At 62.4% G+C, this 22,492-nt stretch carries 22 protein-coding genes and 1 pseudogene; 15 read left to right on the top strand and 8 right to left on the bottom strand.

Annotation, left to right across the window (positions count from 1 at the left end; all coding sequences use genetic code 11):
- Positions 1-137: 137 nt before the first annotated feature.
- Positions 138-1,061: a phytanoyl-CoA dioxygenase family protein gene (locus tag N2600_RS13770; protein WP_260296522.1), complete on the bottom strand. Its 924-nt coding sequence runs from the start codon at positions 1,059-1,061 to the stop codon at positions 138-140.
- Positions 1,062-1,158: 97 nt separating this feature from the next.
- Here N2600_RS13770 and N2600_RS13765 point away from each other — a divergent pair.
- The 3 genes and pseudogenes from N2600_RS13765 to N2600_RS13755 all read left to right on the top strand — a co-directional run bounded on the left by N2600_RS13765 (position 1,159) and on the right by N2600_RS13755 (position 3,732).
- A pseudogene (locus N2600_RS13765) lies at positions 1,159-1,981 on the top strand (AraC family transcriptional regulator).
- 198 nt (positions 1,982-2,179) lie between these two features.
- On the top strand, positions 2,180-3,286 hold the full coding sequence (locus tag N2600_RS13760; protein WP_260108977.1) for an AI-2E family transporter: 1,107 nt from the start codon (positions 2,180-2,182) through the stop codon (positions 3,284-3,286).
- Complete coding sequence (locus N2600_RS13755) at positions 3,283-3,732, top strand: potassium channel family protein (protein ID WP_222384044.1); 450 nt, start codon at positions 3,283-3,285, stop codon at positions 3,730-3,732. Before N2600_RS13760 ends, N2600_RS13755 begins: the two co-directional genes overlap by 4 nt.
- Before the next feature lie 96 nt (positions 3,733-3,828).
- On the opposite strand, the gene N2600_RS13750 is transcribed toward N2600_RS13755, so the two are convergent.
- Complete coding sequence (locus N2600_RS13750) at positions 3,829-4,851, bottom strand: LLM class flavin-dependent oxidoreductase (RefSeq protein WP_260108975.1); 1,023 nt, start codon at positions 4,849-4,851, stop codon at positions 3,829-3,831.
- A 161-nt stretch (positions 4,852-5,012) separates the two neighbouring features.
- Here N2600_RS13750 and N2600_RS13745 point away from each other — a divergent pair, with 161 nt between their 5' ends.
- Positions 5,013-5,795 (top strand): class I SAM-dependent methyltransferase, encoded by a 783-nt coding sequence (locus N2600_RS13745; protein WP_260296521.1) that lies wholly within the window; start codon positions 5,013-5,015, stop codon positions 5,793-5,795.
- A gap of 125 nt (positions 5,796-5,920) precedes the next feature.
- Here the strand turns inward: N2600_RS13745 and N2600_RS13740 are convergent, their stop codons facing one another.
- From N2600_RS13740 to N2600_RS13730, 3 genes are all read right to left on the bottom strand, one after another.
- On the bottom strand, positions 5,921-6,802 hold the full coding sequence (locus N2600_RS13740) for a transglutaminase-like domain-containing protein (RefSeq protein WP_222384046.1): 882 nt from the start codon (positions 6,800-6,802) through the stop codon (positions 5,921-5,923).
- A gap of 72 nt (positions 6,803-6,874) precedes the next feature.
- Positions 6,875-7,588, bottom strand: a complete 714-nt coding sequence (locus N2600_RS13735) for a DNA helicase (protein ID WP_222384047.1) — start codon at positions 7,586-7,588, stop codon at positions 6,875-6,877.
- Between the two features lie 284 nt (positions 7,589-7,872).
- Positions 7,873-9,024, bottom strand: a complete 1,152-nt coding sequence (locus tag N2600_RS13730; RefSeq protein ID WP_222384048.1) for an ROK family transcriptional regulator — start codon at positions 9,022-9,024, stop codon at positions 7,873-7,875.
- A gap of 207 nt (positions 9,025-9,231) precedes the next feature.
- Here N2600_RS13730 and N2600_RS13725 point away from each other — a divergent pair, with 207 nt between their 5' ends.
- The 6 genes from N2600_RS13725 (at position 9,232) to N2600_RS13700 (ending at position 15,345) form a co-directional block, all read left to right on the top strand.
- On the top strand, positions 9,232-10,539 hold the full coding sequence (locus N2600_RS13725; RefSeq protein ID WP_222384049.1) for an extracellular solute-binding protein: 1,308 nt from the start codon (positions 9,232-9,234) through the stop codon (positions 10,537-10,539).
- Positions 10,540-10,653: 114 nt separating this feature from the next.
- The gene (locus N2600_RS13720) at positions 10,654-11,544 is read left to right on the top strand and encodes a carbohydrate ABC transporter permease (RefSeq protein WP_260296520.1); all 891 of its coding nucleotides are present in this window, start codon (positions 10,654-10,656) and stop codon (positions 11,542-11,544) included.
- Between the two features lie 4 nt (positions 11,545-11,548).
- Positions 11,549-12,466: an ABC transporter permease subunit gene (locus tag N2600_RS13715; RefSeq protein ID WP_222384051.1), complete on the top strand. Its 918-nt coding sequence runs from the start codon at positions 11,549-11,551 to the stop codon at positions 12,464-12,466.
- A 2-nt stretch (positions 12,467-12,468) separates the two neighbouring features.
- On the top strand, positions 12,469-13,575 hold the full coding sequence (locus N2600_RS13710) for an ABC transporter ATP-binding protein (RefSeq protein WP_260108972.1): 1,107 nt from the start codon (positions 12,469-12,471) through the stop codon (positions 13,573-13,575).
- A 112-nt stretch (positions 13,576-13,687) separates the two neighbouring features.
- Positions 13,688-14,518: a glycerophosphodiester phosphodiesterase family protein gene (locus tag N2600_RS13705; protein ID WP_017964925.1), complete on the top strand. Its 831-nt coding sequence runs from the start codon at positions 13,688-13,690 to the stop codon at positions 14,516-14,518.
- Positions 14,515-15,345 (top strand): inositol monophosphatase family protein, encoded by an 831-nt coding sequence (locus N2600_RS13700; protein WP_260296519.1) that lies wholly within the window; start codon positions 14,515-14,517, stop codon positions 15,343-15,345. The genes N2600_RS13705 and N2600_RS13700 overlap by 4 nt, the downstream gene beginning before the upstream one ends.
- A 256-nt stretch (positions 15,346-15,601) precedes the next feature.
- Here N2600_RS13700 and N2600_RS13695 read toward each other — a convergent pair whose 3' ends face one another.
- Positions 15,602-16,012, bottom strand: coding sequence for an RNA ligase family protein (locus N2600_RS13695; protein ID WP_246709635.1), 411 nt, complete (start codon positions 16,010-16,012; stop codon positions 15,602-15,604).
- A 455-nt stretch (positions 16,013-16,467) separates the two neighbouring features.
- On the opposite strand from N2600_RS13695, the gene N2600_RS13690 reads away from it, so the two are divergent.
- Both N2600_RS13690 and N2600_RS13685 read left to right on the top strand, forming a co-directional pair.
- Positions 16,468-17,214 (top strand): SDR family oxidoreductase, encoded by a 747-nt coding sequence (locus tag N2600_RS13690; protein ID WP_162116106.1) that lies wholly within the window; start codon positions 16,468-16,470, stop codon positions 17,212-17,214.
- 194 nt (positions 17,215-17,408) lie between these two features.
- The gene (locus N2600_RS13685; RefSeq protein ID WP_260108970.1) at positions 17,409-18,050 is read left to right on the top strand and encodes a metallophosphoesterase family protein; all 642 of its coding nucleotides are present in this window, start codon (positions 17,409-17,411) and stop codon (positions 18,048-18,050) included.
- Between the two features lie 95 nt (positions 18,051-18,145).
- Here the strand turns inward: N2600_RS13685 and N2600_RS13680 are convergent, their stop codons facing one another.
- Together N2600_RS13680 and N2600_RS13675 are read right to left on the bottom strand one after the other, a co-directional pair.
- Positions 18,146-18,499, bottom strand: coding sequence for a hypothetical protein (locus tag N2600_RS13680; protein WP_222384055.1), 354 nt, complete (start codon positions 18,497-18,499; stop codon positions 18,146-18,148).
- A 5-nt stretch (positions 18,500-18,504) separates the two neighbouring features.
- Positions 18,505-19,314: a DUF899 domain-containing protein gene (locus tag N2600_RS13675; RefSeq protein ID WP_260108969.1), complete on the bottom strand. Its 810-nt coding sequence runs from the start codon at positions 19,312-19,314 to the stop codon at positions 18,505-18,507.
- Between the two features lie 119 nt (positions 19,315-19,433).
- Between N2600_RS13675 and N2600_RS13670 the strand changes: the two genes are divergently transcribed.
- From N2600_RS13670 to N2600_RS13660, 3 genes are all read left to right on the top strand, one after another.
- Positions 19,434-20,654 carry a helix-turn-helix domain-containing protein gene (locus N2600_RS13670; protein WP_260296518.1) on the top strand — a complete coding sequence of 407 codons (1,221 nt, stop codon included), beginning with the start codon at positions 19,434-19,436 and terminating at the stop codon, positions 20,652-20,654.
- Positions 20,655-20,703: 49 nt separating this feature from the next.
- Positions 20,704-21,360 (top strand): Vgb family protein, encoded by a 657-nt coding sequence (locus N2600_RS13665; protein WP_260056377.1) that lies wholly within the window; start codon positions 20,704-20,706, stop codon positions 21,358-21,360.
- 215 nt (positions 21,361-21,575) lie between these two features.
- Positions 21,576-22,490: a phosphotriesterase family protein gene (locus tag N2600_RS13660; protein WP_260296517.1), complete on the top strand. Its 915-nt coding sequence runs from the start codon at positions 21,576-21,578 to the stop codon at positions 22,488-22,490.
- The last annotated feature ends 2 nt before the right edge of the window (positions 22,491-22,492 follow it).

Here is a 22,492-nt window from a genome sequence, read left to right as displayed (position 1 = left end):
AGGCCCGGAACATCAACGCCGATCGCGGCAGTAAGGTCCCCACGCTTCGCTTTATGTAGACGTCCCTTCGCCAATCAACCTGCTACAGCAGCCATCGCCCCGGATCGCAGGTCAAAGATGGGCACTGGAAAGTCGGGCTACAGCATGTCGCCGAGGCTCCAGTGGTTGTTCCATCGGACGTCGATCTCGTCGTCGACATTCTGATATCTTATGTCGGTGGAGAGGCGCAGCCGCCGGCTGCGGTCCTGATTGATGGTCGAGGCGTGGATCATGTAGGGCGAGTGGAGCACCACGTCGCCGGCCTCGTAATCGGCGGCGAGCCAGCGGGTGTCGAAACGCTCTGCCATGTAGGGGAGATCCTTCGAGACCCAGCCGCCTTCGCTCATGTGGCTGTTATAGGCACTGATCTGCTCTTCCGGAGAAAGATCGCCGCTTGCCGCCCTGAATTCGGCTTCCAACTTGGTGCCCAGAGCATGCGAACCTTCGAGATAGACCAGGCCGCCCATCTCGGCGGGGGTGTCGCCGATCGGTATCCAGGCCGTCACCAGGCGGCTGGTGCCGCCGCGGAGATAGACGAGATCGTAGTGGGCGGGCGTGGCTGTCAGCGATCCCGGCTGGACGAAGCGCATGATCTTGTGCTTGTGCAGATAGGAGATGCCCTGCAGGAAATCGTCCATAAAGCCGGCGAGCAGTGGTTGCGCACAGAAGCCTTCATAGGCGGCGGAGCGGACGAGCGACATCAGGCGCCGGTCCGCCAGGCTTCTGTCGAAGCCACCGGCAGGCGCGATCCCCAGAGAAAAATCGCTGCCCGGCTCGACCAGTCCGGTTTCGGCAAGGCGTTCGAAGACCCAGTGGCGGAAATCGATGACATCGGCCCGCGGCAGAAGGCCTTTTAGCCAGACATAGCCATCGTGCTGGTAGCGACACCGGATGGCGTCGACGCCGATGGCGGGATCGGTCGGCATCAGCCAGCCCGTCCGCTCCGCAGGCAAGGTTTTGCCATGGGCGGCAAGGGGAAATTCCGGCCTTCGGATCTGCACGGCCTCCGCAGCAATTGACATTTCACTCCTCCGTCGCTTGAGTTGCCTTACCATCAATTACCTGACCCGGCGCGCCAACCGACATAGAGGAAATTCGTAGCTGGACTTTTCGCTCACCATGAGAGACCCAGAGGCCATCTATAGGACGCCGCTTGCCGTTGCCGGCGGACTTGCTGTTACCGGCAGTGGCAGGCAGCATGCCCGCCGTGCGGTGACGGACCGGAAATTGCCGAGTTTCGCCGTCGTGCTGGTGGAGCGCGGGCAGGGCTGGCTGGACACCTCGGCCAGCGGCCACCTGAGCCTCACCGGGCCGATCCTCTTCTGGCTGTTTCCGAACCGCGTTCATTCCTATGGCCCCGATGAAGGCGGCTGGGACGAGCGCTGGGCGCTTTTCGAAGGATCGTTTACGCGAGACTTCGTCCGGTTGAGGCTCATGACCGAGCGACAGCCCGTCGTGGGCTTACCTCACGTAGATGAGATGGCGCGGCTATTCGGCATCCTGCATGCCGACCTGCTCGACGATAGCAACCTCGGGCAGGCATCGGCGGCCTTGATGCTGCATCGCATCGTCATATCAGCCGCAAGACAGGCAAGCGGCGCGGCCGATCAGCCGAGACAGGCCCGACATGGCCGAAATCGTCGAGACGCTGCGGCAACGCGCAATGCAACCGCTGGACCTTACAGCCTTCGCCGCCGAGCACGGCATGTCGCCGGCGACGCTGCGCAGGCGGTTCGTGCTCGAAACTGGGCTGCCGCCCAAGGCATTTCAGCTTCGGGTGCGGATGGACCAAGCCAAGCAGCTCCTGGCAACCACCGACGAAAAGATAGAAACGGTCGCCGCCACGGTCGGTCTGGATGACCCGTTCTATTTTTCGCGTGTCTTTCACGAATACGAGGGCTGCAGTCCCCGCGAGTTCCGCGCCAGGTACACCAGGGTTTGAGAGCCCGGCGGTAGTGACCGTATCCGGTTTACACAAAGTCATGTATGATGGGGGCATTGGGGACGACCTTTCATGGCGTCGGCAAAATCTTCGCCGCACCACCAATTGCAGGTTCGATACCGGGTGGAAGGTTTCGTTGTCCGATTGGGGAACGTCCGGTTTCGCTCATTTGCGGAGATTCCGGACCGGGAGGGGAAAATGACGTACAGCGCATCGAATGTCGATCTCGCGCCGTCGAGACCGTCTATCATCCATGTGGCGGTTCAATTGGGACTGGTCGCGCTTCTGGTCTATGTCTGCGCCAGGATCATGGTGCCGTTCCTCGGCATTCTGCTTTGGTCGGTGATCCTGGCGGTCATGCTTCATCCCTTGCATCTGCGCCTGTCCGATCGGATCGGCAATCGCTGGTCCGCATCTCTCATCGGGATCGTCGGCGTTGCCGTCGTTCTGGTGCCGATGTTCGTCGTGATTACGTCGCTTGGGTCTTCCATCTACTGGCTTGTTTCCGGCTTGCAGAACCACAGCCTCACGATCCCGCCGCCTCCAACGCGGCTTGCCGACCTGCCGGTGGTCGGAGCGAAGCTCTCGGCGGGCTGGTCGCTTGCTGCCGCCAACCTGCCCTCGGCACTGCGTCAATACGGAGAGATGCTGAGCAAGCCTGCCGCGTGGCTCGCATCCTTCGCCGGCGGCCTGGCCTCTGGCGGCCTGTCCTTCGTTCTTTCCATCGCGATTGCCGCCGTGCTTGTCGCCTATGCCAAGGGTGCTGCGGCATTTGCCCTCAGTCTGCTGGAGCATATCACCAACAGCAGGGCGCGGGGTGCCCGGCTCATCCATCTGACCGCCACAACGATCCGGAGCGTGGCGGTCGGCGTGGTCGGCGTGGCGGTGATCCAGTCGATGCTCGTTGGCATTGGTTTCTTCGCCATCGGCCTTCCCGCGGCCGGTGCCTTGACGCTCGTCACGTTTCTATTGGCAGTCGTGCAGATACCGCCGCTGCTGCTGACGCTGCCTGTCATGGCTTATGTCTTTGCTACGGAAGCAACAACGCCGGCAATCATCTTCGCCATATGGTCTTTCATCGCCGGGCTGAGCGACAATTTTCTCAAGCCATTGATGCTCGGTCGTGGATCTGATGTGCCAATGCCGGTCATCCTGGTCGGTGTCATCGGAGGGATGATAGCCGATGGCCTTCTCGGCATATTTGTCGGCCCCGTGCTGCTGGCCGTCGGCTTCGTGTTGCTGATGGAATGGCTGCATGAGCGCCCGGTCGAGGACGGACCCCGGATCGAGGGTCCGGCCCTATGATTACAGTCATTGGCCTCGGGCTGCTTGCGATGTCGATATGCCTCGTGCTGCAGGCAGCGGCTTCATTGCTGGCGGCGCGTTATTTTGTTCATGCTCGCGCACAGCCCGTTGGCCGAAAGCCCTGGCGGACGATCTTCGTGCAGTTCTCGGTTCTGATGATCGTGCTCATGCTGGGCAATATCCTCCAGGTCGCTTTCTGGGCACTGCTATATCGCGTGCTCGGTGCCTTCGAGGACTTCGAAACTGCCATGTATTTTTCGGGCGTCACCTTCACGTCGCTCGGTTATGGCGACGTGGTGCTAGATGGCCGTATCCGGCTGCTTGCGCCGCTGCAGGCAGCCAATGGGCTGATGATGTTCGGGATCACGACGGCGCTGTTCTTCTCGGCTATCCAGCAGGCCATGGGGAAAATGGCCGCGGCAAATCGAACGGCGCATGAGCCGTAGCGTGCTGGAGCAATTCAAAGTGTTACAGCGTCCTTTGCGCGTCCGAAAAGACGCGCGGCGCTGTAGCCGGCGAAGACAGCCTGTCGTGCCGCGGCGTCAGCGCCAACTCATCGCAGGCGCGACGTGGGTGAGGATCGCTTCAATGACATGGGCGTTGTAGTCGACGCCGAGCTGGTTGGGGACGGTCAGCAGCAGAGTGTCTGCCTCGGCGATGGCTTGGTCTTCGGCGAGTTGCTTGATCAGGGCGTCGGGCTCTGCGGCGTAGCTGCGGCCGAAGATCGCCCGGGTCTTCTCGTCGATGAAGCCGATCTTGTCTTCACCGTCGTTGCCATAGCCGAAATAGGCGCGGTCGCGGTCGTCGACCAGTGCGAAGATGCTGCGGCTGACCGAGACGCGCGGCTGGCGCGTGTGGCCGGCTTCTTTCCAGGCCTCGCGGTATGCGCGAATCTGGTCGGCCTGCTGGACGTGGAAGGGTTCGCCCGTCTCATCGTCCTTCAGCGTCGAACTCTGCAGGTTCATGCCGAGCTTGGCTGCCCAAACGGCGGTGGCATTCGAGCTTGCGCCCCACCAGATCCGCTCGCGCAGGCCCTCGGAATGCGGCTCTAGGCGCAGGAGGCCGGGCGGGTTTGGAAACATCGGCCGTGGGTTCGGTTTGGCAAATCCTTCGCCGCGCAGCACTTCGAGGAAGACTTCGGCGTGATGGCGGGCCATATCGGCCTCGCTCTGGCCCTCTGGCGGGGCATAACCGAAATGGCGCCAGCCATCGATCACCTGTTCGGGCGAACCGCGGCTGATGCCGAGCTGCAGGCGGCCGCCGGCGATGAGGTCGGCCGCACCGGCATCCTCGGCCATATAAAGCGGGTTCTCGTAGCGCATGTCGATGACGGCGGTGCCGATCTCGATCCGCTTGGTTCTCGCGCCGACGGCTGATAGCAGCGGGAAGGGTGCGGCCAGCTGTCGGGCGAAATGATGCACGCGAAAATACGCTCCGTCGGCGCCGAGCTCCTCGGCCGCGACGGCAAGGTCGATCGACTGCAGCAGCGCGTCGCCGGCCGAGCGCGTCTGCGATTGGGGCGAGGGCGTCCAGTGTCCGAACGAGAGGAAACCGATCTTCTTCATGCCGATGCCGCACCTTGGTCTGTTGCGTCTGGGAGTTGATGCGTCATGGCACAGTTTGGGGCCGGAAGACAATCGGAACCGGATGGCTGGATCGATGAAAACCAATTGACATAAACGCGTGTTGCAGCCTCTGCTTATGCGGCGAGAGCATGGAGTTTTTGATGGATCAGCGCAGGGGCTCTTCCTTTTCGGAAATCGACGTTGTCGCAAATTACCGGTATCGGCCACCTTACCCCGATGCCGTATTTCGAAAGCTTCTGGCAATTGCGCCGCGATCACAGCATCTCCTGGATATTGGTTGCGGGCCTGGAAAAATCTCCCGCCCGCTGGCGGGTGCGTTTACAACAGTCACGGCGGTTGATCTCTCGGAGCAGATGATCGCTCTCGGCAGATCGCTGCCGGGCGGTAACGCGCTGAATATCCGGTGGGTAGAAAGTTTCGGCGAGGACTTCCCGACCGGCGGTGAATCTTTCGACCTGACGGTCGCAGCGGCAAGCATCCACTGGATGGATCATGGCAGGCTGTTTCCGCATCTTTTGGCAAACGCCACAGCAGGTCACGTCATGGCCGTGATTTCCGGAGACGACCCGTTCGAACCTCCATGGCAATCGGATTGGCATTCTTTCCTGCGGAAGTGGGTGCCGGAGGTCAAGGGTCAGCCTTTCGATCACGACAAGAGGTCCGAGGGCATGCGAAGCTACCAGAGCTATCTCAACCTCTGCGGCAGCGAACAGTTCGTGTCAGAGCGTCCCTTTGAGCCGAGCGTCGCGGATTTCATCTCCTGCCAGCATTCGCGCGATACGTTTGCACCTTCGAAACTCGGCGACCAGATCGCAAGCTTTGACGCGGAACTCTCGGAGCTGTTGCGCTCTTATTCGACTGATGATCGGTTGAGCTTCATTGTCCGCACCGGGATTGTCTGGGGTGAAATCAAGCCGATCTGACAAGAGACGATGTTCCTATGACGAGTACAGGAATTGTCCCTATGACGAGTACAGGAATAGTGTGCCTACGGCGGTGTAGCGCGCGAACGTGTCATGCACCGACCGATGATAGTCTCATTGCGTGATCACGCGCCGCCGATATCCTCCAGTTGCTTGCGCACGCCATTGAAGACCTGCGCCGGCACGCGCAGTCCGGCATCGTACTGGTAGAGCGCCCGCAGCTCCCCGAAGCGTTCGTCCACGTCGGTCGTCAGGGCGGAGAGACGATCGAAATGCGCCAATCCATCCGGAGATATTTCTTCCTCGGGCTGCGGCATCGCTCCCCAATTGTCCCAGGGAAGCATCTCCATATTGTTGAGGGCGGCGAAGTCGCGCACGAGATTCATCGCGATGAACCATAGGCCCGACTCGTCGAAGATGCCGAAACTGGCGGGGTCGGCGGAGCGGGCGCGGCAGCGCTGCCAGGTTTCGCCAGCGCTGAGGAATTTGCCCGGCGGCTGGTCGAGGGGATCGAAATCGAGCTGCAAGGCGGCGCGCTGACGATCGTCGATCTGGAAGTCCGCAGAGATCCAGCGCTCTCCGTCCCAATATTCGGCGATCCAGTGATCGATGCCCTTACCGACCTCGAAATACATGCCGAAGCCGCAGCGGGCACGCGCCGGGACGCTCTGGGCCTTGAGTGCCGCGCAGGCGAGAACGGTGAAATGGCGGCACACGCCGATGCTGCGCTTCTCCGGTGGGCGCGGGATGTCGAGCGGGGCGGGATCGATTTCCATGATCGTATCGAGTATCTCTCGCGCCGGCCGCGTGTGTGACTGCGCCCTTCGCGCCGGGGTGAGCGGCTGATTGTAGTGCGGAGCCCAGGCTTCATGCAGCAGCGCGCCTTGCACGGCCGCAGCAACGGTTTCGACGCCCTTGAGCGCAGCAAGGGCAGGGGCATGCGACCCGGCCGATGTCATCGGGCCGGGGCGCATGTAGAAATCGACAGGGCTCTGATATCCGCTCATGTCGGGCAGTATGATAAAACCGGCGTGGCAGGGCAAGGTCCCGCGGGCCCGCGACGGGGTCACGGCAGGTCCTTATCGCGCAGCCTGAAATGCCACCTGGCCGTTGTTCAAGAAGCACATCTTGTCGAACAGTTTCAAGTCGAGCGGGTTCGGCAGCCTGATATCGGCGATATCAGGCAGGGGCTTTTGCGATCGCTCGTAGGATCGATCGATCTGGGAGATGAAGACCACGATCAAGCCGCGCTCGCGGGCGAAAGCCTTCAGAGTGCGGACCTGGACGGAGAGTTCGGGGTTCTCCCGCCTCTGGTCGAGCAGTTGTAGATAGTCGATGACGACGAGCGTGCCGCGCGGTGCGGCCGCCAGTCTCTCGGCGATGTAGGCGGAGCTGATAGCATCGGAGCCGTCGAATTCGAACAGACGCTCGAATCGTGCCCGGTCGACACCGATGGCGCGGAAGCGATCGACAATATCCTCTTCCGTATATTCCAGCGAGAAGAACACACCTGGACGGCCTGATTTCATCGCCTCGACGGCGAGTTCGAGCCCCATCAGGGTCTTGCCGTGGCCGGGCCGGGCGCCGACGAGCAGGAGATCGCCGGGCCGCAATTGCTGAAACAGCTTGCCGGCGGGTGCTTCCGCCGCTGCTTTTGCCGCAAGCAGGCTCCAGCCGCCGTAGCCTTCTTCCAGGGCTATGCGGTCGAGCGCCTGGTGCAAGGGCATGTCCTCGGCTCGGGAAAGCTTTCTGGCTTTACGCTTCAGGTGATAGATAGGCGCAGACATCTTCATTCATAAACCTCCTATTGCGAGCGGTTTTCGCAATCCCTCCTTATGCAAGATGCTCGAACAGTCGGCTCGGTTCAGGTGGCCCCGCATGACGTCTGCTTTCCCGACGGAGGGGGGAGGCGTGGGCTGCGCCAGAATCAGATCATAGCGCAGGACCGCGCGGCCGAAAATCGCCTGCTTCGCGTTTCGAGGGAAAATGCGTGATTTCCTCAAGCGGAAGCAGAGAGAGTTGCCGTAAGAGGCCGAGAGGGAATCGATTTCTGCCGACGGCGGCGAAGTCGCTCGGATCAATAATAGGCCGATTTGAACGGGGCGATGGCGGCTCCCATAGCCGATGCGTCGCTTGCTATCTCGGAGATGATCAGCTTCGGGCGAGGGCGTGGCACGCCGTAACGGGGGCGGTCGAAGATCTCGGTGCGGTCGATCAAAAGCTGTGCCAGGGCGGAGGGAATTTGGCCGCCGAAGACGATCCCTTGCGGATCGAAGATCGCCCAGATCGCGTTGATGAGGCGGCTATAGGCAGGCGCCACCTCGTCCACCCATTCCACGACGCCTGGCCATTTCGGGTCGAAATGCTTGCGCATGTAGCTGATCGAGGGAACGTCGACGCCATTGCGGGTGAGGTTTTCGATCAGATATTGCAAAGCCGGCCGGCGCTTATTCTCCTCGGCGTCGTACATGCCCGAGAATTCGCCGGCATTGCCGATGCCGTTATGCAGCAGCTCGCCGTTGCTGACCAGGCCGCCGCCGAAGCCGTAGTTGAAGCTCAGATAAGCGAAGTGCCTGATATAGCGGCCGGCGCCGAACATGGATTCGGCGACCGTTCCCGCCTTGCCGCCATTGTGCACCCAGACCGGCTTGCCGAAAAATTCCGACAGTAGCGGCCCAAGTTCGATGAGCGACCACTCGTGCAGCGGCAGCGGGGCGTTGTAGCGGGTGCCGCTGACGTGGAAACCGGCGATGGCAAAGCCGATCCCGAAGAAAGTCTCCTCGGAGAGGTCGTTCTCTCTCTGGTGTTCGACCAGCTGCTCCAGGACGAGATCGAGCGACTGGGCCATCGAACGTTCCCGCAGGATGATGCTGCTTTCGGCCAGCACCTTGCCAGATATATCCATCAGGCAGATGCCAATCACGTCGGTATTGACCGAGATGCCGCAGGAATAGGCGTAGCGACCGTTAAGCCGGAGCGTTGGGCTCGGCTGGCCACGACCGGCGCCGGGTTTCGGCGAACCGAAGGAAATGATGGCGCGTTCCTCCAACTGGTCGATGATCCGGTAGACGGATTGCTGGGTGAGGTCGGTGTGGCCGGTGACTTCGGAGCGCGACAGGCCGGGGTGACGCCAGATCAACCTCAGCAGATCGCGTTCGTTCGAGGAGACGACGCCCCCGCCTTCGCGAAGGAAGTGCTGGGCGATCAGCGGCTCCGGGAAATAGGTCATATCAGCACTTCCTTCGTCAATAATTACTATAGGCGTGTAGTAATTATTGCTGTTGTCTCCAGTACTTGCGTCCATGCGCTATAGCAGCAGCCCTGCTTTGCGACAAGCGGCTTGCGCCCGTCACCAAATTGTTACACGTGATGTGTAATAAAGTGCTGTCACGGCGTCGGCGCTGGAGGCCGGCCAATCAAATCAGGTGAGGGCAAGATGAAGATTTCCATTCTGGCGGCTGCGGCCGCGCTGATGGCGGGCGCATGTTCGGCGCAGGCCGCTAATATCGAATTCTGGTACGGCAATACGGGCGTCGTCGAAAAGGCGATCCAGGACCAGTGCAGCGCTTTCAATGCCGCACAATCGGAGCATCACATCACCTGCGTCGGCCAGGGCAGCTACGAAGTGTCGATGCAGAAGGCAATCGCCGCCTTCCGTGCCAACAACCATCCCGTCCTCATCCAGTTCTTCGACGCCGGCACGCTCGACCTGATGCTGTCAGATGCCGTCGTGCCGGTCCAGGCGGAGCTGCCCGAGGTCAAGTGGGGCAATTATATCGCTGGCGCGCGGGCCTACTACGAAACCTCCGGTGGCGCGCTTTTCGCGCAGCCCTACAATGCCTCGACGTTACTGTTCTACACCAACAAGACCGAGCTTGAGAAAGCCGGCATCACCAAGACGCCTGCGACCTGGGAAGAGATCATCGAGGCCGCCCGCAAGCTTAAGGCTTCAGGTAATGCCTGCCCCTTCACCACCGATGGCGATACATGGCGCGTGCTCGAACAGTTTTCCGCCCGCCATGGCCTGCCGATCGCCTCAAAGCATAACGGCTATGACGGTCTCGACGCCGAATATGTGTTCAACACGACCTTCGCCGCCAAGCATCTCCAGAATCTGATCGACTGGCGCAAGGAAGGCCTCGTCAAGCTCAATGCCGATACCAAGGCCGGCAACTTCACCGCCGCCTTCAACACCGGCGAATGCGCCATGATGGAGAATTCCTCGGGTTCCTATACCGCCTCGGCGAAGGCGTTCGAAGGCAAATACGAGCTCAGCATCGGCATGGCGCCGATGTATGATGGCTACGAGCGACACAACACCTTTGTCGGCGGCGCCTCGATCTACATCATGAAAGGTCACGACAAAGCCGAGATCGAAGGTGCCAAGGCCTTCCTCGACTTCCTGCGCCGTCCCGAACAGCAGATGTTTCTGACCGCGGCCACCGGCTACGTCCCCGTCACCAACGACGTGATGGATGCGATCGCCAAGAGCGGCGAGGCGAACTCGCCGAAATATGCGACGGCGGCCGTCGGCATCGAATCGATGAACCAGCCGCGCACGCCGGATACCCGCGGCATCCGTCTAGGCTTCTACGTACAGTTCCGCCAGGTGTTCATGGAAGAGACCCAGAAGGCATTTGCCGGCCAGGAGACCATGCAGGTGGCGCTCGACAACGCCAAGAGGCGTGGCGACGAGCTGCTGCGTCGCTTCGAGCAGACCTACAAGGGCGTGAAGATGCAGTGATCCCGACATCTCACGCGCGGGACGTTTGGACGTCCCGCGCACGGGCGCGCGTGCTCCCGTGTCCGGCATGTGACCCATACACCCATGCCGGTCCTCCCAATGCAGGGCTTCTCCATGATGTCGGAATCTTCTCTCTTCAGCCATCGCTGGCTGCCGCTTTTGCTGGTGGCGCCGCTCATGCTGCTGATCGCATTTTTCTTCTACGTGCCTGTTTTTCAGGCCTTCTACTGGTCATTCTTCCTCGAACGCCCCTTCGGTGGCGGTTCGATGTTCGTCGGCTGGGACAATTTCGCCCGGGTGTTCTCCGATCCGGAGTTCTGGGAGGGCTGTTGGCGCACCATCGTCTTCATGGTCACCGCCTCCTCACTCGCGGTGGTGGTCCCGCTGATCCTTGCGTTCGCGGCCGACCGGAAGATCCGCCTGTCGTTGCCGGCGCGCAATGTGCTGGTCTGGCCGAAGGGGGTTGCCGGCGCTTCGATCGGCGTCGTCTTCGCTTTCATCTTCAATCCGTTCGTCGGCGTGCTCGCGCCACTCAACTCAGCCTTTCCGGGCATCTGGGCGCCCGGCATCGACGGCACGGATGCCTTCATCACGCTGATCGCAGCGCATGTCTGGGGCGGCATCCCGTTCAATTTCGTCATTCTGCTCGCTGGACTGCAGTCGATCCCGAAGACCATGCACCAGGCAGCCGCAATGGATGGGGCGGGGCCGTGGCGGCGGATTTTCGACGTGCAACTGCCGCTCATCATGCCGCAGCTCTTCCTGACGCTGGTGCTTGAGTTCACCGAAAGTGTCACCTCGGCCTTCGCGCTGATCGATACGATCACCCGTGGTGGTCCGGGCGGGGCCACCACGTTGCTCGTCTACAAAATCTACACCGACGGTTTCAGCGGCTACGACCTCTCCGGCGCCTCGACCCAGACGGCGATCCTGATGGTCTTCGTCGTCCTCCTCACCGCCGCCCAATTCCTCTTCCTCGGCCGGCGCATCAACTACGAGCGGTGACCCCATGATCGAAAACGCACGTTCCCTCAATATCGCAGCCAGCCTCGTCCTCATCGTCGGCATCGTCTATATCCTCGGGCCGCTGTACCTGACCCTGACGACAGCCTCGCAATCCTATGAATTCATGTTGCGCAACGGGCTCGCCTGGTATCCCGGCGACCAGTTTTTCGCCAATGCGGCGCACATCTTCACCGAGACGCACATCCCGATCCAGATGCTGAACAGTCTGGTGGTCGCCTTCGGCGACGCATTCGCGACCTGCGTCCTGTCGCTTCTGTCGGCCTATGCCATCGTCTATTTCCGTGTTCGCTGGGCGGGTGTGGTCTTCGCGCTGATTCTGGCGACCATCATGCTGCCAATCGAGATCCGCGTCATCACCACCTACCAGGCCGCGTCGAACGTGTTTTCGCCGGTTAACGCGCTGCTCGATATCACCGGTTTGAACGGGCTGATCGCCCAAGTCTTCGGCGCGCCGGTAAAGCTTGAATGGAGCGTGCTGAACACGCATTTCGGACTGATCGCGCCGCTTGTGGCGCATGGCACCGGCACCTTCCTGTTCCGCCAGTTCTTCCTCACCTTGCCCAAGGATCTGCTCAAAGCGGCGCGCATGGATGGGGCGGGGCCGATCCGCTTCCTTTTCGATATCCTGCTGCCCTTGTCGCGTACCAGTTTCGGCGCGCTTTTCGTGCTGACCTTCCTCAGCGGCTGGACGCAATATCTCTGGCCGCTGGTCGCCGCCTCGACGTCAGACATGCAGACCGCCGTCGTCGGGCTGGCGCGGCTCGTGCCGGATTCGGACGGAGAGATTCCCGACTTTCCGATGATCATGGCCGGCGCCGTCATCGTTTCCATATTTCCGCTCGCGATGATCGCGCTGCTGCAGCGCTATCTCGTCCAGGGCCTTACTCTCACGGAGAAATAGCCATGAACGCCATCGACATAGCCATTCGCGCTGCTGCCGCCAACATCACGCTGTCAGGCGTCACCAAGGCCTATGACGCGGAGACCGTCATCATTCCGCCGATGGATGTCGAGCTCAGGGCCGGTGAATTCAGCGTCGTGCTCGGTCCCTCCGGTTGCGGCAAGTCCACGCTGCTGCAGATGATCGCGGGGCTGGAGCGGGTAAGCGGCGGCACGATCGTCATCGGCGGCCGGCAGGTGCAGGATCTGGAGCCGAAACACCGCGGCTGCGCCATGGTGTTCCAGAACTATGCGCTCTATCCGCATATGAGCGTCTTCGACAACATCGCCTACAGCCTCAAGGTCGCCGGTATGCAAAAGGCCGAGCGCATCGAGCGGGTCGGGGCGGTGGCGAAGATGCTCGGGCTGTCGGATTTCCTCGGCCGCAAACCGGTACAGCTTTCCGGCGGCCAGCGCCAGCGCGTCGCGATTGGCCGCGCCATCATACGCGAGCCCGGCGTGCTTCTATTCGACGAGCCGCTCTCCAACCTCGACGCGCAGCTCAGGCACGACATGCGTGTCGAACTTGCCGAACTGCACCGGCGCATCGGCGCCACCACCATCTTCGTCACCCACGATCAGGTGGAGGCGATGACGCTGGCCGACCGCATCCTCATCCTCAACAAGGGGCGGATCGAACAGTTCGACACGCCGAAGGCGATCTATCACCAGCCGGCCTCGGTCTTCGTCGCCAAATTCATCGGCGCGCCGCCGATGAATATCCTGCCGGTCACCGGCGACGGCACGGTGCTCAGGCTCGCCGACGGGCAGGTGGTGGCGCAAGCCCGGCTCACCGGAGACTATAAGCTCGGCATCCGGCCAGAGGATATCCTGATCGGTGGCGGGGCCAACGGACATGTGGTCACGTCAGCTCTGCGGTTTCGCGAGGATCTCGGCTCGCACGCGATCCTGGCAGCCGCGCTCGGCGGCTCAGTCATCAGGATCGCGACACCCTTCGGCGTCGAGATGCCGGATCACAGCCAACTCTCTCTCAATTTCCCTGCCTCCCGCCTGCATCTCTTCGATGCGGAAAGCGGCAGGGCCATACCAGGCGCATTCGGCGCAAACTAGAACATTACCGTTTTTCTCCGAAACACGGAAACGTTCTATCTCTTTGTTTTAACACAATTCCGGACGCAAAGCCGCTGCGCACTTTTGCTGGAATTGTTCTAGAGGAAATCCCATGAAATACATCGACCACATTGCCGACCCGTCGCGCGCCTGCGCCATCGTCGCCCATCGCGGTGCCTGGCATCAGGCTCCCGAAAACAGCCTTGCGGCAATCGAGAATGCGATTGCCGGCGGCTATGACATCGTTGAGGTGGATATCCGCCAGAGCGCCGATGGCGTGCTGTTCATCCTGCACGACGACACGCTAGAGCGCATGGCTGGCATCGATCGCATCCCCGAGGAGATGACGATCGCCGAGATCACCAGCCTGCGGCTGCGCATGGCCGATGGCGGGCCGGACCAGCCGTTCACGACGCAGACCGTTCCGACGCTGGAACAGGTGCTCGAAACCGTGCGCGGCCGCATCTTCGTCGATCTCGACCTCAAGGACCTTGAGATGATGGGCATCGTCGCGGCCAAGGTCAAAGAGATTGGCATGGCCGACCAGGTCGATCTCAAGGCTCGCGCCGACACGCCGGAGGCGCTGGCTTGGCTCGCCAGGCAGCCCGGGATCGACGGCATTCCGTTCATGGGCCAGGCGTTCTTCAGGGTCGGGAGCGCCGAAGAGACCGCCAAGGCAGTTATCGCGGCGCGCCCCTTCATGTGCGAAGCCAAGTTCGATGCGCTTGAGACGCTGGCCGGCCAGCACGCGCGTCTGCGTAACGCCGGAATCTCGCTCTGGGTCAACACGCTCGATCCGGTCTCCTGCTGCGGCTTGACCGATAGTGCGGCGCTTGCCGATCCCGACGCGATCTGGGGACGGATGATGGCGGCCGGCATCAGCGTCATCCAGACCGACCAACCCGCCGCGCTTAAGGCCTATATCGAGGCACGCCGCGCATGAGGGAGGTGTCGGATGACGTATTCTTCGCCGTGATGGAGGATATGCGCCGGGCGGCGAAGGCGGAAATCCTGCCCCGCTTCCGCGGCATCACCGCCGAGGGCATTCGCACCAAGACCGCGCCCGACGATCTGGTGACCGATGCCGATCTCGGCGCCGAGCGACGGCTCACCGAGGCGCTTTCGGCGCGCTTTCCCGAGGCACTGCTCATCGGCGAAGAAGCGGTTTCGGTCGATCCCGCCGTATTGGCGCGGCTTGCCGACGCCGATCTCGCCGCGATCATCGATCCGGTCGACGGCACCTGGAATTTCGCCCACGGCCTGCCACTGTTCGGCATGATCGTGGCGATCGTCTCCGGCGGAGAGACCGTGGCCGGGCTGATCCACTATCCCGTGACCGGCGAATTCCTCGCCGCCCGGCAGGGGCGAGGGGCGTGGCATATTGCCGGCGACGGCACGCAGACCCGGCTCATCGTCGCGCCGCCGAGGCCGATCGGGGAAATGCACGGCTTCGTGCCGCTGCATATGTTTCCCGCCGAGGAGCAGCCGGTCTACGCTCGGAGCATGCTGCACTTTGCCCGCACCACCACATGGCGCTGCTCGGCCTATGAGTACCGGTCGGTGGCATCGGGGGCGATGAGTTTTTCGCTGAACGCCGAGCTCAAACCCTGGGACCACGCCGCCGGCGTGCTGATCCATCACGAAGCCGGCGGCTACGGGGCATTGCTCAGCGGTGAAGCCTATCGTCCCGCGATGACCAAGGGCCGGCTGCTCTTGGCGCCGGATGCCGAGAGTTGGAAGGCGATCCGCCGCAGTTTTACGGAGGGGTGATCGCGGGTGTGGTTCGGCATTGCGCCGGTGTGAAGTTTGGCAGAAGCGCCACCCCATCCGCCATGCCTGTGACAATCACAGGAATGGCGGATGGGGTGGCGAGCGGCCGTCAGTGATTCGCCAAGCGATTGGGAATGAGTTCCGACTGCATCCAATGCGTTTCACTTTGAACGTGGTTGTCCCGCACATATTTGCCCATGCGAACTGGCATTTCGGTTTCTGGGAAGGCATCAGCGATCCGAACGACAAACCCCTCCTAGCTGGTCCTATCCAGCGAGGCCGCAGTATCCTCGAACAGGCCGGCTTTGTATGGTCCCCGATACAGAGTCGACACGGGAACGATGCTCAGTTCTTCGAACCGAGCCAGAGTCAGATCCCAGGACTGAACTTCGCCTTCGATAATCCATGCAAAGCCGAGGAAGTATGACGGCAGATCATCATAGCCGATCGAGTGCCGGGCATAGAGGTTCTCGCCCACGATGCGTTCGCCGTCTGCCAGTTGCGGGCTGATCCCGGCGGCAAAGGCTTTAAGCCAATCGCGCGACGAATGGTAACGGCTGTCGGGGCTGCGGGCGTGAGACCCACTCCGATGAATTGTCGTGTTCTCACCATCCATTTTCTCGGTGATGACAAGATCGGCGATCATCAGCCCGTCAAGCTTCGCCATGACCTTATCGTCGCTTGTCGCTCCGGGCGAAATCGGCAGGTGATAGGTTCGTCCGTATTTTTTCATGGGATGAACGCATACCCGGTGGCGACCGCACAATGCAAGGTCGCCTTAGGGCTACAAGCTGCCCTTGATGGTACGCAACGCCCGGCTTTATTGATGCGCCAAGCGTCCGTGGATCGGCATCTTCGGCGACTGTCACGGCGATCGCTGACGGGTGCCCTGTCTGGTTGTCATCCTACGATCCATTGCGGTTTCTTCGAGCGGTCTCTGCTGCCCCCGGAACCGCGCCTGCGCGACGATGGTCACGAACGCCTTGAGCTCCGCGGAGTCGCTGCCGCGCATTATGCCTCGAAGTCCACATAGTCTGTTCGATTTATATAGCATTGTTGCTATGATCATCGCAGCCTAATTGCCGATAATTTCACCCTGAACCAAAAGACGGGAGAGCCGGTATGCAGACAGACAAAAAGCTCAGTGGCAGGGTCGCCCTCATTGCCGGCGCTTCGTCTGGCATAGGTGCGGCGACCGCTCTGGCGCTGGTGGAGGAAGGGGCAAGTGTGGTGATCGCCGCCCGCCGCATGCCGCGCCTCGAGGCGTTGGCGGAGCGCATCCGCGAGCGCGGCGGTGAGGTCCTGCCGATCGAGGCCGACGTGTCCGACGAGGCACAGGCTGTGGCGATGGTGGAGCGGGCGATCGGCGATTTCGGCAGGCTCGACATGCTGCTCTGCGTCGCCGGCGTCGGCGTTGCCGCGCCGTTCCGGAACACGACCACCGCCGAGTATCGGGAGATGGTCGAGGTCAACTTCCTCGGGCTGCTCTATCCGATCCATGCGGCGTTGCCGGCGATGCAGCGGCAGGGGACCGGCCATATCGTCATCGTCTCCTCCGGCACCGGCCGGTACATTCATCCCTCGACGGTCTATTCCGGAACCAAGCATGCGGCGAGCGCTATGGCGGAATCGCTGCGGCGCGAGATTGGCCGGGATGGCATTCGCGTCACCTGCATCGAGCCCGGCGCCGTCAGGACCGAGTTTACCTCTCATATGCGCGCCAGTGTCCGCGAGGCGGTGGAGCAAAGGCTGGGCGACATGGAGCAACTGGAGGCCGCGGACGTCGCCGCGGCCATTGTCTATGCGGTGACGCAGCCGCGCAGGGTCAATGTCAATATCCTGACGCTCTACCCCACTGAACAGGCTTGAGCGTTGTGGCGATTGCCTCAAGCGGAAGGAGAGCCAACCGCCATAAATGCCGGAGATTGAGTCGGCTTTCGCGACGGCGACTGGCTTTCGTTGGTGATGGGCGGGCGGCGAGCGGTGCGAGCCTCGGCACAATGTCCTGGCGCGCCTCCACGTCCTTGGCCGCGGGCCGTCGCAGCAGCCGAGAGGGTTGAAACATGCGCTACACATTCGCCGTAGGTGATATCCACGGCTGTATCGATCCCCTGAATAGGATGATCGATCTTATCGAGGCCTATGCGCCTGAAGGGACAGTGGTCTTCCTTGGCGACTATATCGATCGTGGGCCTGACAGCAAAAGTGTCCTCGACCGGATCATTGCCGGTCCATCTGAGCCGTGGAGATGGATCTGCCTGAAAGGCAATCATGAGGATATGATGGTCGCAGCCTATGCCGACGGTCAGAGCAGAGCCGTGTGGCTCGGCAACGGCGGGCTGGAGACCGAAATATCCTATGGGGGCAGGGTTTTGCCTCAGCATCTTCAATGGGCGGCCGATCGTCCGCTCATGCATGTCGATCGGCATCGTATCTTTGTCCATGCCGGTGTCGATCCGGCATTTCCGCTGGACCGGCAGAGCGAGGACGATCTTCTATGGATGCGGTTCGTGGCCGGTGAGCCAGGCGAATATTGGGGCAAGCACCTCGTCCACGGCCATACGCCATCACTGTCCAACCCCATGACGACGGGAAACCGCACAAACATCGACAGCGGCTGCGTCTTCGGCGGCAAGCTTTCCTGCGCGGTCTTCGACGACGAGTTTGCTGGCGGGCCGATCGATTTTATCGAGGCGAGGGCGTGAACGTGGGAGGGCCGGCAGGGAGATATTACGGGAGGGGCAGTGCGGCTTGCTGCCTCTTCTCTCCAGCGGGGAGAAGAGGGCGCGACGCCACCCACTCAGACCCGCCAGCCGGCGGCGGCGAGCCGTAGCCAGGGCGCCAGGTGGAAGCCGCTCATCAGCAGGTACATCGGCACCATTCCGCCAATCGGGAAGGCATCCGGCGCCGTCATGCAGATCATGTCGATGCTGCCGGTCGTGGCTGTCAGCAGCGCCATGACAGCGAATGTCGGGGCGGCGGCGAGCGACAGCCAATCGGCGGTGTGGGCGGCGATCCGGCCGCCCCGGCTAGCGATGCCGCTGCTCGGCTTAGCAACTGATCCGTCTGCTGCGGCGGCCAGCGAGAGCCATTCGGCGGCGTTGAGAGCGACGTTGCCGTCGCCTCGCTCTGGAGTGTGGGCGGAAAGCAGCATCGGCGTCACTCCTTGCCGTACCGGTCGTGGTGGCGCCACCAGATGCCGGTTTCGTTGCGGCCCTTGGGGGCGCGGTCGAGCCATTGGTACATGCCCCATAACCCGTCCAGGCCGCGGGCATAGCTGGAATAGCTGTGGTAGACGGCGCCGTCGGCAAGCTCGAAGGCGCTGACTCCGGGCCGGTCGCGGGTGTAGGTCGCGACATCCGTTTCGGTCATGGCGGCGATCTGGGCGACCGGTCCCTCGCTGCCGCGCAGTTGCCATTCCTGCACGGTCCTGCCGGCCAATGGTTCGGAGGCGGACTGTTCGGGAGCGGGCGGCTCGCGGCGGTAGTTATATTCTATCCCGCCCTGGCGCTGCTGATCGGGGGTGAACCAGACGCTGAAATCGCTGTTGAAGTCGCTGCCGGAGGAGGAGGCCCAGGGAAAGCTCCAGTCCATGCGCTGCCGGAATGCCAGAAGCTTTGCCAGCGGCGCGCGCGAGATCGCGGTGAAGGCGACGTCGTCGTTTTCGAGATGGACGAAGAAGCCGTTGAAGCCGTCGGCGATCGACGAGCAGGAGGGGCATCCGGCGGTATAATCCGGCCCGAACATGAAATGATAGACGAGGAGCTGCGAACGGCCGCCGAAGAGATCCTTCAGCGAAACGTTGCCGGCCTCGGTGTCGAAGCGGTATTCCTTGTCAATCCTCACGCGGGGCAATTGCTGGCGCTTCATCGCCAGCGCGTCGCTCTGCCGCGTCAGCGCCTTCTCCTCTTGGAGCAGGTCGAGCCGCGCTTCCAGCCACTGCTGCCGTGTTCCGAGTTGTATCGTCATGGGTCTTCTCCTTTGCCTGTTTCTCGTCGTACCATCCCGGCGCGGGTTGCTTGCCGGTCGACGACAAAGCTACGGCCGGGCAGGGCAAGGGTGGGAGTGACAAGTGTGACGGGATTTGAATGGACTCGCTGATCACGGCAGCTGCGCGGGCGCTGGCAGTGGGAGACGCGCTCGGCGCGCTGAAGCGGGTGGCATTGCGCGACGATGCGCCGGCGCTGGCGCTGCGCGGCATTGCGATGGCGCAGCTCGGCGATCTCGTCCGTGCCAAGGCGCTGCTGAAGAGTGCGGCGCGTGCTTTCGGCCCGCGGGAGGCGGTGGCGCGAGCCCGCTGCGTGGTCGCCGAGGCCGAGATCGCGCTGGTCTCGCGCGATCTCACCTGGCCGCCAAAAGCGCTGGAGGCGGCGCGCAAGGTGCTCGAAGCGCATGGCGACAGGGTCAACGCCGCCCACGCCAGGAATGTCGAGCTTCGCCGGCTGGTGCTGATCGGCCGGCTCGACGAGGCCGAGCGGGCGCTCGAAACACTCGACCCGACGCCGCTGCCGCCGGCGGCAAGGGCTGCCCACGAACTGGTGGTCGCGGGTATCGCGATCAGACGCCTGCAGACGAAAGCGGCGCGTACGGCGCTTGATAGGGCAAGGCAGGCGGCGCGCGAGGCCGGTATGCCCGTATTGACGGCGGAGGTGGAAAATGCCGCCGACGTACTCAACGCACCCGTGGCACGGATGATCTCGCGCTGGCGGGAAAACCCGCTGCGGCTTGAGGAGGTGGAAGAGTTGCTAGGTTCGGGTGTGCTCGTCGTCGATGCCTGCCGTCATGTCGTGCTCGACGATCAACTTTCCGTGTCGCTGGCAACGCGGCCTGTGCTCTTCGCGCTCGCCCGCGCGCTTGCCGAAGCCTGGCCGGGGGATATGGCCAGGGGTACGCTGGTCGCGCGTGCCTTCCGCGGCAAACATGCCGATGAATCGCATCGTGCCCGGCTGCGCGTCGAGATCGGCCGGTTGCGCGCCGAGTTGCGGGCGCTCGCCGAGGTTTCGGCGACGAAACGCGGCTTTGCGCTTTCGCCTCGGCGCGCCGGCGAGACCGTCGTGCTGGCGCCGCTGGTCGAAGGCCAGCATGGGGCGGTGCTCGCCTTTCTCGCCGATGGCGAGGCGTGGTCGAGTTCGGCGCTGGCGATCGCGCTCGGCGCCAGCCCGCGCACCGTGCAGCGGGCGCTGGATTCTCTTGCCGGGGAGAGCAAGGTGCAATCCTTCGGGCGCGGGCGGGCAAGGCGTTGGATGAGCCCGCCACTGCCCGGTTTCCCGACGATCTTGTTACTCCCGGGACCTTTGCCAAGCGACTAATATGGCCTGACAGATGAAGATGGCCCTACGGGCGAACAGGATAGAAGAGATGAAAAAATCGGCTGCGACCATCATCCGTGAATATGGACCTTTTCCCGGCGCCGAGCGCGTCAACGGCGTCACCTTCGATGGTGAGCACGTCTGGTTCGCCTCGGGCGACAGGCTGAACGCGCTCGATCCCGCAAGCGGCGAAGTGGTGCGCTCGATCGAAGTTGCATCGCATGCCGGAACGGCCTTCGACGGCGAGTTCCTCTATCAGATCGCCGAGGACGTCATTCACAAGATCGACCCGAAGACCGGACGTATCGTTTCCACCGTCCCGGCGCCCGGCAATGGCGGCGATTCCGGCCTTGCCTGGGCCGAAGGCTCGCTCTGGGTCGGCCAGCACCGGGGGCGCCGGATCCATCAGATCGACCCGGAGACGGGCAAGATCCTCCGCACCATCGAATCCAACCGCGTTGTGACAGGCGTCACCTGGGTCGACGGCCAGCTCTGGCACGGTACCTGGGAGGGCGATGACAGCGACGTCAGGCGCATCGACCCCGAAACGGGGGAGGTGCTGGAGCGGCTTGATATGCCCGAGGGAACCGGCGTCTCCGGTCTCGAATCCGACGGCGGAGACTGCTTCTTCTGCGGCGGTGGCGGCAGCGGCAAGGTCCGCGCGATCAGCCGGCCGGCGCAGAGCAAGGAGGCGAAGGGGAAGTAGCCGATGCGACGCCGAAGAGGCCGATGCAGCATATCTTTCCCCAGCGACATTCAGTTCGTCAGCAATCCGGGAGCCAAGTTGGAAGTCGACACCAAGGGTCAAGTTGTGGGAATTTCAATCGAGTGAGCGATTGATTTCGTTACGTGACGATCTACTTTCGCGGCAGTGTCGGTCGAGGCCTGTACGCAAAGCCGGTATGATCGCGGGGAGAGACTTTGAAACATCTGCGCACGACGCTCGGGCCTAAGAGCAAATCCGAACTTGGGATGATCCTCCCGCACGAGCACGTCTTCGTCGACCTCAGGACGCCGGACCAGCCCGGTTATGCCGAAGCGGTGACCGAAGACGTCGTTCGGCTGATGGCTCCCGAAATCGAGCGGATCAAGAAGCTCGGGGTGACGGCACTGGTCGAATGCTCGACAGGCGGCGTCGGGCGCCGCGCGGATATCGATCTTGCCGTGTCGCTCGCGACGGATTTTCCGATCGTCGTGCCCACCGGCAATTACCGCGAGCCCTGGATTCCCGAATGGGTCCGCCAGGCTTCCGAGAAGGAGCTGGAGGCGTGGATGCTTCGCGAGCTGACGGAGCAGATCGACGAGACCGGATTCCAGGCAGGCTGGATCAAGCTCAGCGCCGGCGATGACGGGATGACGGCGCTCGAGACGAAAATACTGCGGGCAGCAGCGCGCGCCGCGGCCCAGACAGACGCCGTCATCGGCAGTCATACGATCAGAGGACGGGTCGTCATGGACCAGCTCGATGTCATCGAAGCGGAGGGCTACAGGGCCGACAGGTTCATCTCGATCCACACGCAGGAAGAAAAGGACTTCGCCTATAACGTTGCCGTCGCCGAGCGAGGCGCCTGGATCGAGTATGACCATGTCGGCCGGGGCGGGGACAACGAGGTGGCTGAGTTGGTGATCAGGGCGCTGCAGGCGGGCTGCGGCGATCGCATGTTGTTGAGCCATGACCGCGGCTGGTTCGATCCGGCGTTGCCGATGGGCGGGATACCCAAACCGTATACCCATCTTTCCACGGTCTTGCTGCCCGAGTTTAAACGGCGGGGCATAGACGACGGGACCCTGATGCGCCTGACCCATGAGAATCCATTCGAGGCTTTCGCCCGATAGGG

The organism is Rhizobium sp. WSM1274 (assembly GCF_025200775.1).
GTDB lineage: Bacteria > Pseudomonadota > Alphaproteobacteria > Rhizobiales > Rhizobiaceae > Rhizobium > Rhizobium leguminosarum_I.
The sequence above is the reverse complement of the archived record's forward strand: the minus strand, read 5'-3'. Positions and strand labels throughout refer to the sequence as shown.